Genomic DNA, 15,855 nt, shown 5'->3' with positions numbered 1-15,855 from the left:
CGGGTTTAACCCGCGTTTAACTATTTCATCGCCGTGCACTACGGCAATTACTTATGTATTTTTGCGTATTGTGCCGGATCGATCCGGCGTCGTACTCTTTTGCCACGTCAGAAATTGTCTAGCGCAGTCGTTTCGCGCGCGAGACGACTCAAATAAACGGATTTCATCCAGATCAGGAAGGGACAAACAGATGAACAAGGTCTATCCCAGCGCGAAAGAGGCGCTCGATGGCATCGTGAAGGACGGGCAGACGTTTGCCGTCGGCGGTTTCGGCCTGTGCGGCATTCCCGAGGCGCTGATCGCGGCATTACGCGACACGGGCGTCCAGGGCATCACGTGCATCAGCAACAATGCGGGCGTTGACGGCTTCGGGCTTGGCCTGCTGCTCGAAACCCGTCAGGTCAAGAAAATGATCTCGTCGTATGTCGGCGAAAACAAGGAATTCGAACGCCAGTATCTGGCCGGCGAACTCGAGCTTGAATTCACGCCGCAAGGCACGCTGGCCGAAAAGCTGCGCGCGGGCGGCGCGGGCATTCCGGCGTTCTTCACCAACACGGGTTACGGCACGGTGATCGCGGACGGCAAGGAAACGCGTCAATTCGGCGACGACCACTACGTGCTCGAACATTCGCTCACCGCTGACGTGGCGCTCGTGAAGGCGTGGAAAGCCGACAAATCAGGCAATTTGATTTATCGCCGCACGGCTCGTAACTTCAACCCGATGTGCGCCATGGCCGGCAAGATCACGGTGGTCGAAGTGGAGGAGATCGTGGAAACGGGCGCACTCGACCCCGACGCCATTCACACGCCGGGCATCTTCGTGCAGCGCATCGTGCTGAACGCACATCCGGAAAAACGCATTGAACAACGCGTCGTGCGCGCAAAAGGAGACTGATCATGGCATGGGACCGGAACCAGATGGCCGCGCGGGCGGGCAAGGAATTGCAGGACGGCTTTTACGTGAATCTGGGCATTGGCTTGCCCACGCTGGTCGCGAACTTTGTGCCGGAGGGCATGGAGGTGTGGCTGCAATCGGAGAATGGCTTGCTTGGCATCGGGCCGTCGCCGACGGAAGAAGAAGTCGATGCTGACCTGATCAACGCCGGCAAGCAAACGGTGACCACGCTGCCGGGATCGTCGATCTTTTCGTCGGCGGATTCATTTGCGATGATTCGTGGCGGCCACGTGAACCTGGCCATCCTGGGCGCCATGCAGATCAGCAAGACGGGTGACCTGGCCAACTGGATGATCCCCGGGAAGATGATCAAGGGCATGGGCGGCGCGATGGACCTGGTCGCGGGCGTAAAGCGCGTGATCGTGTTGATGGAGCACGTGGCGAAGGGCGACCAGCACAAGATTCTCGATGCTTGCACGCTGCCGCTGACGGGTGTGGGCGTGGTTGACCGGATCATTACGGATCTCGGCGTGATCGATGTAACCGATGCCGGCCTGAAACTCGTCGAACTGGCGCCGGGCGTCAGTGTGGAAGAGATCCAGCAGAAAACCGGCGCACCGCTGGATGTGAGCAGCGTCAAGTAAGGTTTTTCTGCAGTGGCGCCGGTTTGTTTTTCCGGCCGAAACGGACCGTTCCGACGTGAGTCGGAACGGTTTTTTTTGGTTTATGGTGTTTGCGCAGGCCGGGTGGGCTGTAAAGGATCTTGCGGTTGGTATTTTGGGGCCGCATATCGTGCCTTTGTTCAGACCGTTCGGCTAACGCTACGGCATCGCGCCAAAGCGCAGCCAGTAAAGCGTTTACAATCGATTTCAGTTGAGTCGCTTGTATGCCGCAGCGTCATCGCACCGAGGAAAATCTTATGTCCGCGTCTATCGTCGAAGCTGCGCCTTCGTTTGTTCCCACGCCACGCCAACGCCACGTGCAGTGCATCAGCCCGTCGGGCCTGCATCGCATGGCTTATACCGAATGGGGGGACCCGGCGAACCCGCGCGTGCTCGTGTGCGTGCATGGGCTGACGCGCTCCGGCCGGGATTTCGACGAGGTGGCGAAGGCGTTTGCCAGCGAGTATCGGGTGGTGTGTCCGGACGTGGTCGGGAGAGGTTTATCGGACTGGCTGGTCGATCCCAGGCATTACGCGGTGCCGCAGTACGTAGGTGACATGGTCGCGCTCATTGCTCGGCTGAACGTGGAAACGGTGGATTGGTTCGGGACGTCCATGGGCGGGTTGATCGGCCTGGGGCTCGCCGGACTGCCGAATTCGCCCATCCGGAAAATGCTGCTCAACGACGTCGGGCCGCATATTGAACCGGTGGCGCTCGAGCGTATCGGTACTTATCTTGGCCGCGGCGAGACCTTCGCCACGCTGCAAGAAGGCATCGACAACGCGGCGCAGCTCGCTGCGTCGTTCGGGCCGCTGACCGCCGATGAATGGCGCGCGATCAACACGCCGTTGATGCGTGAGCACGAAGGCCGCTGGGGATATCGGTACGACCCGAAGATCGCGGTTCCATTTGCCGCGGCGGACGCAAATGCAGCCTCGCTTGGCGAGGCGATCCTGTGGCATTCGCTGGCGGCAAACCAGCATCCGGTGCTGGTCGTTCGGGGTGAGCATTCGGACTTGCTATCGCGCGAGACCGTCGAAAAAATGGTCGCGAACGGGCAGGCCGTGACGGCCAGGGAGATCGCGGGCGTGGGTCATGCTCCGGCGTTTCTGGCACCTGATCAGATCGCGATTGCGTACCAGTTCTTCTTCGATACCGACACGTCCGAGGCATAATATTGGGCTTCGTGCGGTTTTTTTGACTATTCACTCTCAGGAACACTCATGGCAGTCATTCGTCACCATGTTGGCGCGCGTCTTTCCGAAATCGCGATCCACAACGGCACCATTTATCTTGCCGGTCAGATTGCCGAAGACACCGACCAGGACATCACGGGCCAGACACGCGAAGTGCTCGGCCATATCGACCGTTTGCTTGAGGAAGCCGGCAGCGACAAGACACAGCTTTTGTCGGTCCAGATCTATCTCTCCGACATGGCCCATTTCGCCGCCATGAACGCAGCGTGGGACATGTGGGTTTCGGAAGGCAATGCGCCGCCGCGCGCGACCGTGGAATCGAAGCTTGCCAATCCGGCATGCCTCGTGGAAGTGGTGGTCGTGGCTGCTGTGCGTAGCTAAGCCGGGAACATTTCGAGCACTAGATTAATCCGTATGCCTGATACCGCCGTTTCTCCTGCACTGGTACCCGAGCCGTCCTTCGACGACGCGCTCGCGTTCGTGCGCGAACACGCGGGAGATGCGCGGTTGACCAGCGGGGAATCGCTGGTCGAGCACGCTGCCGGCACGGCGCGGATCATGCAAACGTTGAACGTCGATCCTGCGGCCATCGTGGCGGCGGCGTTGTTCGCCATTGCGCCGCATATCGACGACCCCGAGCGTGTGATCAGTGAGCGTTTCGGCGCGGAAGTGCAAGGCCTCGTCGCGGACGTCCGCAAGCTGTGGCGGCTGGGTTCAGTCAGTTCGCGGGCGACCCAGGCAACGTTGCCGGAAACGGGTCGTGAAGCGCAGGCGGCGCGCCGTGCCCAGGTCGAAGCGTTGCGCAAGATGCTGCTCGCGTTCGCGCAGGATATCCGCGTGGTGTTGATCCGGCTGGCGTCGCGGCTGCAGTCATTGCGCTATTACGCGGCGAACAAGCTCGAGCCTTCGCCCGACGTGCCGCGTGAAACACTCGAGATCTACGCGCCGCTCGCGAACCGGCTGGGCATCTGGCAATTGAAGTGGGAACTGGAGGACCTCGCGTTTCGCTTCGAGGAGCCGCCCACCTACAAGCGCATCGCCAAGTTGCTCGACGAAAAACGTGTCGAGCGCGAAGCGTATGTGACCGACGCTATCGCACGCTTGCAGAAAGAACTGGCCGCCGCGAATATCCGCGCGGAAGTGAGCGGCCGGCCGAAGCACATCTACAGCATCTGGAAAAAGATGCGCGGCAAGGAACTGGATTTTTCCGAGCTGAATGACGTGCGCGCGTTTCGTGTGATCGTCGACGACATCAAGGATTGCTACACCGTGCTCGGTATCGTCCATAACTTGTGGCAGCCGGTGCCACGGGAATTCGACGACTACATTTCACGGCCGAAAGCGAACGGGTACCGGTCACTGCATACCGTCGTGGTGGGCGACGACGGGCGAGCGTTTGAAGTCCAGATCCGCACACAGGAAATGCACGGTTTCGCCGAATACGGCGTAGCTGCCCACTGGCGCTACAAGGAAGCGGGCACGCGCGCGTACGGCGGCCAGGTGACGGCCAGCGACAAATACGACGAAAAGATCGCGTGGTTGCGCCAACTGCTGGCGTGGAAAGAAGACGTCTCCGAGGGCGATCAGCCGGGCGCGCAGCCCTGGCAGCATTTGCGCGAAGCCACACTCGACGACGACCACATCTACGTGCTCACGCCGCAGGCACGCGTGATCGCCATGCCGCAAGGCTCGACCGCCGTGGACTTCGCGTATCACCTGCATAGCGAGCTTGGGCATCGTTGCCGTGGCGCTCGTGTCGACGGTGCCATGGTGCCGCTCAACACGCCGCTGCAGAACGGCCAGACGGTCGAGATCGTGGCGGTGAAGGAGGGCGGGCCGTCGCGCGACTGGCTCAATCCGTTGCTCGGTTATTTGCACAGCCCGCGGGCTCGGCAAAAGGTGCGCGCGTGGTTCAACGCGGTCGATTCCGAGGAGAACATAGCGAACGGGCGCACGCTTGTTGAAAAGACGCTGCAGCGTGAGGGCAAGACGTCCGTCAACCTCGATCAGCTGGCATCGAAGCTCGGTTTCAAGACGCCTGAAGATCTGTACGCGGTCGTCGCCAAGGAAGAGTTCAGCCTGCGCAACATCGAGCAGGCGCTGCACGACACGCCGCCGCCGGAACCCGCGCCCGAAGCGCCGGCGCAATTCGAGAAGCGCAGCAGTGGGCAAAGCGTGGCGCAAGGTGCGTCTACCGGCGTGCTGGTCGTCGGCGTGGACGCGTTGTTGACTCAACTGGCACGGTGTTGCCGTCCGGCTCCGCCGGACCGCATCGCGGGCTTCGTCACGCGTGGCAAGGGCATGTCGATCCACCGCAGCGACTGCGCGACCTTCCGGCGCATGGCCGAGCGTTCACCCGAACGTGTGCTTGAGACCGCGTGGTCTGCCGACGTAATGAGCGGACGCGGATCGTCGGTGTACCCAGTCGATCTCGCCGTGGAATCGAACGATCGGCAAGGCTTGCTGCGCGATATCTCCGAAGTCTTTGCGCGCGAGAAAATGAACGTGACCGGCGTGAAGACGCAGAGCCGGCGCAACGTCGCGTACATGCAATTTACGGTCGAGGTGTCGAGCGCCGCGCAAATTCAGCGCGCGTGCTTGTTGTTGGGCGAAGTGCAGGGCGTGGTGCGCGCGTCGCGACGGGCCTGAAGCCGCGCGCACGAAAGAAAAATACATGCCCGCTCCTGCACTTAATAGGTTGATAACGCGTTGAATTTGAAGCGCATTGTTAGTGCTTCTTAAACGTATCGACGAATATCTGCAATGTCATCGCATGAAAGCACTTGCCAAGATTCAAAACGCTCCATATAATTTCGCTTCTTCAGGCTCGTAGCTCAGCTGGTTAGAGCACCACCTTGACATGGTGGGGGTCGTTGGTTCGAGTCCAATCGAGCCTACCAACGAAAGTGGAAATCCGGTTCAGGCTGGATTTTCAAAACTGCAGCAAGCGTCTTGGCGCGAAAGGCAAATGAACAAGATGGCACCGCGAACGTTGACCGAAACAACTTCGGAGCGACGCTAGTCGAGGACCACTTTCGCCTTTGCAGTTGTAGGAAAAGTGAATGCGGCCCCTCAAAATGTGGGGCCGCATTTTTTTTTGCCTTCGCGCGTTCGCCTTGGCGTTTGCAAGGCATTGTTGAATGAACTTGGGCGTCGGCTGCCGGCGTCTTGGAGAACGAAATGGTTTCGATACGTTTGCCCGACGGGTCAGTTAGACAGTACGACCACCCTGTGACGGTTGCGGAAGTCGCCGCGTCGATTGGTGCAGGTCTCGCGAAAGCCGCGTTGGGCGGCAAGCTCGACGGCGAGCTCGTCGATACGTCCACGCTGATCGATCACGACGCGTCGCTCGCCATCGTCACGGAAAAGGACGCTGACGGTCTCGATATCATTCGGCACTCCACCGCGCATTTGCTTGCCTACGCAGTCAAGGATTTGTATCCGGACGCGCAAGTGACCATTGGCCCTGTGATCGAGAACGGTTTCTACTACGACTTCGCGTACAGCCGCCCCTTCACGCCGGAAGATCTCGAGAAGATCGAAAAGCGCATGGCCGAAATCGCGAAGAAGGACGAGCCGGTGTCGCGCCGGGTGGTAACGCGCGGCGAAGCGGTCGATTACTTCAAGAGCATCGGCGAAAAGTACAAGGCGGAGATCATCGAATCGATCCCGTCCACCGACGACATCAAGCTGTATTCGCACGGCAGTTTCACGGATCTTTGCCGCGGCCCGCACGTGCCGTCTACCGGCAAGCTGAAGGTCTTCAAGCTGATGAAGGTCGCGGGCGCTTACTGGCGCGGCGACTCGAAGAATGAACAGTTGCAGCGTATCTACGGTACGGCCTGGACGAAGAAGGAAGACCAGGAAGCGTATCTGCACATGCTCGAGGAAGCCGAGAAGCGCGATCACCGCAAGCTCGCCAAGCAACTCGACCTGTTCCATCTGCAGGAAGAGGCGCCGGGCATGGTGTTCTGGCACCCGAAGGGCTGGGCGATCTGGCAACAGGTCGAGCAATATATCCGCCACCGCCTGAACGAAGTCGGCTATCTCGAAATCAAGACGCCGATGATCATGGATCGCTCGCTGTGGGAGGCGTCGGGTCACTGGCAGAATTATCGTGAAAACATGTTCACGACGGAGTCGGAGAAGCGCGATTACGCCATCAAGCCGATGAACTGTCCTGGCCACGTGCAGGTGTTCAACCATGGCTTGCGTTCATATCGCGATCTGCCGCTGCGTTATGCGGAATTTGGCTCGTGTCATCGCAATGAAGCGTCGGGTGCGTTGCATGGCCTGATGCGCGTGCGGGGTTTTGTCCAGGACGACGCCCACATTTTCTGCACGGAAGACCAGTTCATCGAAGAGTCCATTGCGTTCAATACGCTCGCGATGAGCATCTACAAGGATTTCGGCTTCGATCACATCGACATCAAGCTGTCGCTGCGTCCCGATTCCCGTGCCGGTACCGACGAAACCTGGGATCGCTCGGAACAGGGCCTGCGCGACGCGCTGACCGCGTGCGGTCTCACGTGGGAAGAACTGCCGGGCGAGGGTGCGTTTTACGGTCCGAAGATCGAGTACCACATCAAGGACGCGCTCGGCCGGTCATGGCAATGCGGCACGTTGCAGCTCGACATGGTGCTGCCGGAGCGCCTGGGCGCCGAATACGTGGCGGAAGATAACAGCCGCAAGCGCCCGGTGATGTTGCACCGTGCAATCGTCGGTTCCATGGAGCGTTTTCTCGGTATTCTGATCGAGCACCATGCTGGTGCAATGCCCTCCTGGCTCGCGCCGGTGCAGGCTGTGGTGTTGAATATCGCTGAAAGTCAGGCTGAATATGCACTGCAACTGACCCAATCGTTGCAAAAACAAGGGCTTAGAGTAGAGAGCGATTTGCGCAACGAGAAGATTAGCTATAAAATACGAGAGCACACGTTGCAGAAGGTTCCCTATTTGCTGGTTGTCGGGGACAAGGAGCGTGAGGCACAAACCGTAGCCGTGCGTGCTCGTGGCGGTATTGACGCTGGCGTGATGCCCGTCGATGCATTCCTTGAGCGTCTGCAGCAGGACGTGCAGGCGTACAAGTAAGCCCACCCGCAGCCCGGCTAGTTTTTTTAGATTTTTAGAGGAAACGTAACATCGCTACTGATAAGTCTGCACATCGCATCAACGGGGAAATCACGGCACCTGAATTGCGCCTGGTCGGAGTGGACAACGAGCCGCTGGGAATCGTGAAGCTTGCCGATGCTTTCCGCATGTCGGAACAGCAAGACGTGGATCTCGTCGAAATCGCGCCTCAGGCTGTCCCGCCCGTCGCCCGGTTGATGGATTACGGCAAGTTCAAGTACTCGGAAGCCAAGAAGCAGCACGAGGCGAAACTCAAGCAGAAGATCGTTCAGGTCAAGGAAGTCAAATTCCGGCCTGGCACCGATGACGGTGATTACAACGTGAAACTGCGCAACCTCACGCGCTTCCTCGAAGATGGCGACAAGACGAAAATCACGTTGCGTTTTCGCGGTCGGGAAATGGCTCACCAGGAAATCGGCATGCGCGTGCTCGAGCGGTTGAAGACCGATCTCGAAGAGCACGGTCAGGTCGAGCAAATGCCGAAGATGGAAGGGCGCCAGATGATCATGGTCATGGCCCCGAAGAAAAAGAAGTAGTCGAAAAAATCGATCGATGGATCGCGCGGCCGGGAAATATTCGAAGGTCTGCGCGGCATCGTTTGTGCAGGTTTCGGGGCGCTGCCGGATAATAGGCGGCGTTCATGAAAAAGCGGTGGCTGTCAAAAGTCTGCCGCTCATAAGTGGCATGTGGGTTTCGAAGGGCGGGTCAGGATCGAATGGATCGACCGCACACCCATATCCATCTAATAAACTGGAGTAGTTTCATGCCGAAGATGAAGACCAAGAAGAGTGCTGCAAAGCGCTTCGTGGTGCGTCCGGGCGGTACCATCAAGCGTGGTCAAGCCTTCAAGCGTCACATTCTTACCAAGAAGACCACCAAGGTAAAACGCCATTTGCGCGGTTCCACGGAAGTTCATCATGCAGATATGAATTCCGTGCGCGCAATGTTGCCGTTCGCTTAACCCTTAACTGACACTCACAGGAGCGCACTATGCCTAGAGTCAAACGTGGGGTTACCGCACGGGCCCGTCACAAGAAGATCATCAAGCTGGCCAAGGGTTACCGCGGCCGTCGCAATAACGTCTATCGCATCGCCAAGCAAGCGGTCATGCGCGCCGGGCAATATGCCTATCGCGATCGCCGCAACAAGAAGCGTGTGTTCCGTGCTTTGTGGATCACGCGTATCAACGCGGCGGTGCGTCAGCACGACATGACGTACAGCGTGTTCATCAACGGCCTGAAGAAGGCTTCGATCGAACTCGACCGCAAGGTGCTGGCCGACATGGCTGTGTTCGACAAGGCTGCTTTTGCTGCGATCGTCAAGCAGGTAAAAGCCGCCGTTGCAGCCTGATCGAGCTTGTTAGCAAGATTGGTACTGCGTAGTTCGTTGTAGCGCTGTCTCTAAACGGACAGCGCTACGACAAAAAAACGGGGCTCTTGTCGAGCCCCGTTTTTGTTGGTGAAGCCGGTGAAGATGGGTTGGAGCGCGAAGATACCCAAGTCGCGCAAACATCGGCCCGGGAACGATCAGAAGAACTTTGACGCGGAAATGATGGGATCAATGGATCTGGACCAGATTGTCGCCGACGCGCGAAATGCCTTCGAAAACGCCGCCGATGCGGCTACGCTCGAAAATGAAAAGGCCCGCTTTCTTGGTAAGTCCGGGGTGCTCACGGATCTGCTGAAAGGCTTGGGCAAACTCGATCCTGACGCCCGCAAGACCGAAGGTGCACGCATCAACGCGGTCAAGCAGCAGGTGGAAGCGGCACTGAACGCGCGCCGTCAGGCGCTGGCGGACGTGTTGCTGAATCAGCGGCTTGCGTCGGAATCAATCGATGTCACGTTGCCTGGCCGCGGTCTCGGCGCCGGCAGCCTGCATCCGGTGATGCGCACGTGGGAACGCGTGGAACAGATTTTCAGCACGATTGGTTTCGATGTGGCCGACGGCCCCGAAATCGAAACCGACTGGTACAACTTCACTGCGCTGAACAGCCCGGAAAATCATCCGGCGCGTTCGATGCAGGACACGTTTTATATCGACGGGAAAGATGCGGACGGGCGGCAACTGCTGCTGCGCACGCATACCAGCCCGATGCAGGTGCGCTACGCGCGCATGAACAAGCCGCCGATCAAGGTGATCGTGCCGGGCCGGACCTATCGGGTGGATAGCGACGCTACGCATTCGCCAATGTTCAATCAAGTCGAAGGTTTGTGGATCGACGAGAACATCAGCTTTGCCGACCTGAAGGGCGTGTACTCTGATTTCCTGAAGAAATTCTTCGAGCGCGACGACATTCTCGTGCGCTTCCGGCCGTCGTATTTTCCGTTTACCGAGCCGTCCGCCGAAATCGACATGATGTTCGAGCACGGCAAGAACGCCGGTAAATGGCTCGAAATCTCGGGTTCGGGGCAAGTTCATCCGAACGTGATCCGCAACATGGGACTCGACCCGGAACGGTATATCGGCTTTGCATTCGGCAGCGGCCTCGAACGCCTGACAATGCTGCGCTATGGCGTGCAGGACCTGCGCCTGTTCTTCGAAAACGATCTGCGTTTCCTCGAGCAATTTGCCTGAATGCACGTTGCTGCGAGCCGTTGTCTGGACGGTTACGTCCAGACGCAGACACGACTTATGTCGAACCTCATTTCGAACCTAGACACACATGCAATTCCCGGAATCCTGGCTTAGAACTTTCGTCGATCCCAAGCTCTCGACCGATGAACTCTCGCACGCGCTGACCATGGCGGGTCTCGAAGTGGAAAGCCTCGCGCCCGTCGCGCCGCCGACCACGAAGATCGTCGTCGGGCAGGTGCTTGAAGTGGCGAAGCATCCGAATGCCGACAAGCTGAACGTTTGTCAGGTCGACGCCGGCACCGGCGAGACGCTGAACATTGTGTGCGGTGCGCCGAACGTGTCGCCGGGAATCAAGGTGCCGGTTGCACTGGTCGGCGCTGAATTGCCGCCGGCCGAAGCCGGTGGTGCGCCGTTCGCGATCAAATTGTCCAAGCTGCGTGGCGTTGAAAGTCAGGGGATGTTGTGCTCGGCACGCGAACTGAAGCTGTCGGAAGATCACAGCGGCTTGCTGATCCTGCCCGCCGATACCCCGATTGGCCAGGACATTCGCCAGACGCTCAACCTCGACGACACCGTTTTCGAGATCAAGCTCACGCCTAACAAAGCCGATTGTTTGTCGGTATTCGGCGTCGCGCGGGAAACCGCTGCTATCACGGGCGCGCCGTTGCATGCGCTCGAGATGCCGCCGGTTGCCGTCACTATCGATGAAATATTGCCGGTCAAAGTATTGGCGCCGGATTTGTGCGGACGCTTTTCGGGCCGCGTGATTCGCGGTGTGAATGCGCACGCGAAGACGCCGCACTGGATGGTCGAGCGTCTTGAGCGTTCGGGACAGCGCAGCATCTCCGCGCTCGTCGATATCTCGAATTACGTGATGCTTGAACTCGGCCGGCCGACGCACGTGTTCGATCTCGACAAGATCCACGGCGGTATTGAAGTGCGCTGGGGGAAAAAGGGCGAAACGCTCAAGCTGCTGAACGGCAATACGGTGGAACTCGATGAAACCGTCGGTGTGATCGCCGATGATCGCCACGTCGAAAGCCTCGCCGGGATCATGGGCGGTGACAGCACCGCCGTGTCGCTCGACACGACCAACATTTACCTGGAAGCCGCGTTCTGGTGGCCGGACAGCATCCGTGGTCGCGCACGCAAGTACAACTTTTCCACCGATGCCGCCCATCGCTTCGAGCGCGGCGTGGATTATTCGACGACCGTCGAACATATCGAGCGCATTTCGAAACTAATCCTCGATATTTGCGGCGGTAACGCCGGTCCTGTAGACGACCAGACGCTCAACGTGCCGACGCGCGAGCCGGTGAGCATGCGCGTATCGCGGGCGAACCGGATTATCGGCGTGGCAATTGGCGCCGAGGAAATTGCGCAGATTTTCACGCGACTTGGCCTGACGTTCACGCACGATGGCGACACGTTCGCGGTCACGCCGCCGCCGTATCGCTTCGATATCGAGATTGAAGAAGATCTGATCGAGGAAGTTGCGCGCATTTATGGCTTCGAGAAGATTCCGGCGCGTCCGCCGGTTGCGACCAGCGAAATGCGTCCGACCAACGAAACGAAGCGTTCGATTCACGTGTTGCGCCACGCCGTGGCCGCACGGGACTACGCGGAGACGGTGAACTTCAGTTTCGTCGATGCCGAATGGGAAGCGGATTTTGCCGGCAACACGAATCCTGTGAAGCTGCTGAATCCGATCGCGAGCCAGCTTTCGGTCATGCGCACCACGTTGTTTGGCAGCCTGATCAGCGTGCTGCGTCACAATCTGAACCGGCGCGCGGACCGGATTCGCGTGTTCGAAGCGGGCCGCGTGTTCCTGCACGATCCGGCAATCAAAGCAGGCGAACTGGCTATTGAAGGTTTTGACCAGCCGAAAATGATCGGCGGTTTGGCTTATGGTCCGGCGTTCGAAGAGCAGTGGGGCGCGAAACCGTCCCGCAGCGTCGATTTCTTCGACGTAAAAGGCGACGTGGAAGCGCTGTTCGCGCCGGTCGTGCCGCGTTTCGTGAAAGCGGAACACCCGGCGCTGCATCCGGGGCGCAGCGCACGGATTGAAATCGACGGCCGGGCCGTGGGCTGGATCGGTGACCTGCACCCGCGCTGGATGCAGAAATACGATTTGCCGCACGCGCCGGTTTTGTTCGAAATCGAAGCTGATGCTTTGATTCAACGCGCATTGCCGGTGCCGTCCGACGTGTCGAAATTCCCGCCGGTTCGCCGCGATATTGCGATTGTCGTGGACCAGAAGGTTGAAGTGCAGGCGCTCATCGACGAGCTGGAAAGTGCCCGTTCCGAGCCCGCCTGCAAGCATGTCACCAGGGTTGCTTTATTCGACGAATTTCGTCCAAAATCAAGCACTTCCGGTGGGTTGGATGCACATGAGAAAAGCCTTGCCTTCCGTGTAACGTTGCAAGATACTGGCGGGACGCTTCAGGACGAAACGGTCGAAACGGCCATCAAAACATTGGTGGAACGCTTGGCTCGAGTACATGGCGCGCGATTGCGCGGATAGCCTGCAGTTGGCCCCCTCCGTCTTCATCGGCACGCCATTTTTTCGATATGAACCAAATGAACTCGAGTGATTTCGAAGCCCTTCTTTCGGCGCAACGCAGCGCCATGATCCGAGATGTTCCCACTTCGAACGGTGCGGCAACGGCAGAAACGCCTACGCTGACAAAAGCCGAATTGGCCGAAATGCTATTTGACCATGTCGGGTTGAATAAGCGCGAAGCCAAAGACATGGTGGAAGCATTTTTCGAGGTCATTCGCGACGCGCTTGAAAGCGGCGACAGTGTCAAGCTATCCGGCTTTGGCAACTTTCAGCTACGCGACAAACCGCAGCGTCCCGGACGTAATCCGAAAACGGGGGAAGCCATTCCCATCGCGGCGCGTCGTGTTGTCACGTTTCATGCGAGTCAGAAGTTGAAAGCGCTGGTCGAAGCCGGTGCTGAAAACAGTTTCGGCCGCTGAAGTGACGGGCATTTGCCATTTGCTGCCCGAGCGCTTATTAGCGACATTCGCCCCATTCGCGACATTCACCACGATGGTTGATTGACGATGGAAAAAGTCGTCCTGCCTCCAATCCCGGCCAAGCGCTACTTCACCATCGGTGAGGTCAGCGAGCTATGCGGCGTCAAGCCGCACGTGCTGCGCTACTGGGAACAGGAATTCACGCAGCTGCGGCCGGTAAAGCGGCGTGGCAATCGCCGCTATTATCAGCATCACGAAGTACTGCTGATCCGCCGCATTCGTGAATTGCTTTATGAGCAGGGTTTCACGATCAATGGCGCGCGTAATCGGCTCGATTCACATGGTCGTCCGAACGGTTCGGCTGGCGATATCGAGGACACGCAGGAAAGCGGTGCGATTCCCCAAGTGAATGCCGGGGTCGATGTCGATCAATTGCGTAAGGACATTCTGCAAGTGATCGATTTACTGGGCGGATGACGACTTGCGGGAATCACCCGCTGGCATCAAGCAGAAACAGAAACTCAAGCAAAAAGGCGTCGCGATTAATCAGCGACGCCTTTTTTGATTTTGATCGGAGCGAGAGCATACGCTCGGTTTTACGGGCTTTAAGCTTCGTCCAAAGCCGTTATTTTCGCGCGTTGTCGCGTTTGAATTCCAGGATCGGCAAATCCGGTTCTGACAACATCGCCTTCAGTACGTCATTCGCAAATTCCTCAACCACCGCGTGCCATTCAATCGTGCCAACCGGAAAATCGCCAGGGCATTTTTTCCCCTGCGCCTTCCGGATTGCGCCGACGCTCAGACTCAACGCCCGCGCCCTCTGGAAGGTGGGATCGTTCGAGTCGGCAGGTGGGTTGATTTCGTGGTCCATAGATGGGCTTTCGGCAACGGGTGGAAAAACTTTAGGGTGAATCTGGCGAAAATATTTGCGCGCCGGAAGTCGCCGGAACATGAGTGTACACAAGCAAAACAGGGGCGGAAGAGCACAAAACAGGGACATAACCCGTAACAGCACGAATCCCCTGATTGCTCCAATCCGCGATCGACAGGTATCGTGCTTCAAGAAAACGAGTAGGGAGCGCAGCATGGCGGAGACATTGGGCGTTGCAATTATCGGCGCGGGCATGATGGGCGAGGTTCACACGCGAGCGGCACGGCTCGCCGGCGCAACGGTGCGCGGTATTGCGTCATCGAGTGCAAGCCGCGCGGCGCAGGCGGCTGCCCGGTTGGGGATCGAACGGGGTTACGCCTCGGCGGAGGAGGCAATTGCGGATCCGTCGGTATCGGTCATTCACGTGTGCACACCGAACGCCAGCCATTTTTCCCTCGCGATGGCCGCGCTCGACGCCGGCAAGCACGTCATTTGCGAGAAGCCGCTGGCAACCCGCGCGAGCGACGCCGAAGCGCTGGCGCTCGCCGCGCGCAAGTCGGGTCGTATTGCGACGGTTCCGTTTGTTTATCGCTATCACCCGATGGTCCGCGAAGCGCGTGCGCTCGTGCAGGACGGCAGCGTGGGCGCGCTGCAACTGATCCACGGCAGTTATCTCCAGGACTGGCTGCTGGGCGTCGACGACACCAACTGGCGCGTGGATGCGGCGTTGGGCGGTCCGTCGCGGGCGTTTGCGGACATTGGCTCGCACTGGTGCGATCTGGTGGAATGGATCAGCGGCGAGCGCTTCGATGCCGTCGTGGCGAGCTTGCAGACAACGATCGCCGAACGTCCGGCCGGCTCGGTGCAATCGTTTACCGCGGCAGCGAAAGGCGGTCCGACCCAGACGGTGGGGACGGAAGATGTCGCCGGTGTTTTGCTGCGCACCAGGAACGGCGTGCTCACGACGCTGACGGTGAGCCAAGTGTCGGCGGGGCGCAAGAACCGGCTGTGGTTCGAGATCGATGGCGCGAAAGCGAGCCTGGTGTTCGATCAGGAAAATCCGGAGCGGCTGTGGGTCGGCGAGCGCGATTCCACGCGACTGCTGGTGCGCGATCCGTCGCGGGGAAGCGCTGAACAGCGCCGCCTCGCCACCTTGCCGGCAGGTCACGCGCAGGGTTATGCACAATGTTTCGAAGCGTTCGTGGCGGACACCTACGCGGTGATTCGCGGCGAAACGCGCGAAGGTTTGCCGACATTCGAGGACGGCTGGCGCTCGGCGTGCATTGTGGATGCTGTGCTGGCGTCGTCGAAGGCGAATGGCTGGGTGCGGATTGAGTAACGGCGTGTTTGCAGGAAATACGCGCAGGTTTATCAGCATGGCAGGGAAGCTCGAATTAACCTGCTGACGAAGTTGTTTTAAGCGGCTTGCCCACACCGCGATATCAAAGAAATGACCGGTTCGTTGTACGACAATGGGCGCACGAACCGGTTCGTTAGAGACACTCGTTGGCCCGTTGCATCGGCGTCCCGACGTCGCGCGCCAACAAT

15 protein-coding genes and 1 tRNA gene are annotated in these 15,855 nt (G+C 59.0%); 15 read left to right on the top strand and 1 reads right to left on the bottom strand.

The window, feature by feature from the left end; all coding sequences use genetic code 11:
* The first annotated feature begins 190 nt into the window (after nucleotides 1-190).
* The 14 genes from ACSQ36_RS11895 (at nucleotide 191) to ACSQ36_RS11830 (ending at nucleotide 13,913) form a co-directional block, all read left to right on the top strand.
* Nucleotides 191-895, top strand: a complete 705-nt coding sequence (locus ACSQ36_RS11895) for a CoA transferase subunit A (protein WP_213761702.1) — start codon at nucleotides 191-193, stop codon at nucleotides 893-895.
* Between the two features lie 2 nt (nucleotides 896-897).
* Complete coding sequence (locus ACSQ36_RS11890; RefSeq protein ID WP_097263984.1) at nucleotides 898-1,539, top strand: CoA transferase subunit B; 642 nt, start codon at nucleotides 898-900, stop codon at nucleotides 1,537-1,539.
* A 275-nt stretch (nucleotides 1,540-1,814) separates the two neighbouring features.
* Nucleotides 1,815-2,732 carry an alpha/beta fold hydrolase gene (locus tag ACSQ36_RS11885; RefSeq protein ID WP_436182045.1) on the top strand — a complete coding sequence of 306 codons (918 nt, stop codon included), beginning with the start codon at nucleotides 1,815-1,817 and terminating at the stop codon, nucleotides 2,730-2,732.
* 48 nt (nucleotides 2,733-2,780) lie between these two features.
* Entirely contained in the window at nucleotides 2,781-3,134 is a 354-nt protein-coding gene (locus ACSQ36_RS11880) for a RidA family protein (protein ID WP_436182044.1), read from the top strand.
* A 33-nt stretch (nucleotides 3,135-3,167) separates the two neighbouring features.
* Nucleotides 3,168-5,402, top strand: a complete 2,235-nt coding sequence (locus tag ACSQ36_RS11875; protein WP_213761699.1) for a RelA/SpoT family protein — start codon at nucleotides 3,168-3,170, stop codon at nucleotides 5,400-5,402.
* A gap of 174 nt (nucleotides 5,403-5,576) precedes the next feature.
* Nucleotides 5,577-5,653 (top strand) — tRNA-Val (locus ACSQ36_RS11870).
* Between the two features lie 280 nt (nucleotides 5,654-5,933).
* Nucleotides 5,934-7,841, top strand: a complete 1,908-nt coding sequence (gene thrS, locus ACSQ36_RS11865; RefSeq protein WP_436182043.1) for a threonine--tRNA ligase — start codon at nucleotides 5,934-5,936, stop codon at nucleotides 7,839-7,841.
* Between the two features lie 50 nt (nucleotides 7,842-7,891).
* Nucleotides 7,892-8,416: a translation initiation factor IF-3 gene (gene infC, locus ACSQ36_RS11860; protein WP_075583340.1), complete on the top strand. Its 525-nt coding sequence runs from the start codon at nucleotides 7,892-7,894 to the stop codon at nucleotides 8,414-8,416.
* A 227-nt stretch (nucleotides 8,417-8,643) separates the two neighbouring features.
* Nucleotides 8,644-8,841, top strand: a complete 198-nt coding sequence (gene rpmI, locus ACSQ36_RS11855; RefSeq protein WP_089160899.1) for a 50S ribosomal protein L35 — start codon at nucleotides 8,644-8,646, stop codon at nucleotides 8,839-8,841.
* A gap of 29 nt (nucleotides 8,842-8,870) precedes the next feature.
* Nucleotides 8,871-9,230 (top strand): 50S ribosomal protein L20, encoded by a 360-nt coding sequence (gene rplT, locus ACSQ36_RS11850; RefSeq protein WP_007585475.1) that lies wholly within the window; start codon nucleotides 8,871-8,873, stop codon nucleotides 9,228-9,230.
* 210 nt (nucleotides 9,231-9,440) lie between these two features.
* A complete protein-coding gene (gene pheS / locus ACSQ36_RS11845; protein WP_436183162.1) occupies nucleotides 9,441-10,454 on the top strand; it encodes a phenylalanine--tRNA ligase subunit alpha in 1,014 nt (337 codons plus the stop codon).
* A gap of 88 nt (nucleotides 10,455-10,542) precedes the next feature.
* Nucleotides 10,543-12,978 (top strand): phenylalanine--tRNA ligase subunit beta, encoded by a 2,436-nt coding sequence (gene pheT, locus ACSQ36_RS11840; RefSeq protein ID WP_436182042.1) that lies wholly within the window; start codon nucleotides 10,543-10,545, stop codon nucleotides 12,976-12,978.
* Between the two features lie 47 nt (nucleotides 12,979-13,025).
* Nucleotides 13,026-13,436, top strand: coding sequence for an integration host factor subunit alpha (locus ACSQ36_RS11835; protein WP_031359001.1), 411 nt, complete (start codon nucleotides 13,026-13,028; stop codon nucleotides 13,434-13,436).
* An 87-nt stretch (nucleotides 13,437-13,523) separates the two neighbouring features.
* Entirely contained in the window at nucleotides 13,524-13,913 is a 390-nt protein-coding gene (locus tag ACSQ36_RS11830) for a MerR family transcriptional regulator (RefSeq protein WP_213761696.1), read from the top strand.
* Nucleotides 13,914-14,061: 148 nt separating this feature from the next.
* Here the strand turns inward: ACSQ36_RS11830 and ACSQ36_RS11825 are convergent, their stop codons facing one another.
* Nucleotides 14,062-14,388 carry a hypothetical protein gene (locus ACSQ36_RS11825; protein WP_436182041.1) on the bottom strand — a complete coding sequence of 109 codons (327 nt, stop codon included), beginning with the start codon at nucleotides 14,386-14,388 and terminating at the stop codon, nucleotides 14,062-14,064.
* A 133-nt stretch (nucleotides 14,389-14,521) separates the two neighbouring features.
* Between ACSQ36_RS11825 and ACSQ36_RS11820 the strand changes: the two genes are divergently transcribed.
* Complete coding sequence (locus tag ACSQ36_RS11820) at nucleotides 14,522-15,646, top strand: Gfo/Idh/MocA family protein (protein ID WP_436182040.1); 1,125 nt, start codon at nucleotides 14,522-14,524, stop codon at nucleotides 15,644-15,646.
* The last annotated feature ends 209 nt before the right edge of the window (nucleotides 15,647-15,855 follow it).

The sequence above is a fragment of the Caballeronia sp. LjRoot34 genome (genome assembly GCF_964253815.1).
GTDB lineage: Bacteria > Pseudomonadota > Gammaproteobacteria > Burkholderiales > Burkholderiaceae > Caballeronia.
The sequence above is the reverse complement of the archived record's forward strand: the minus strand, read 5'-3'. Positions and strand labels throughout refer to the sequence as shown.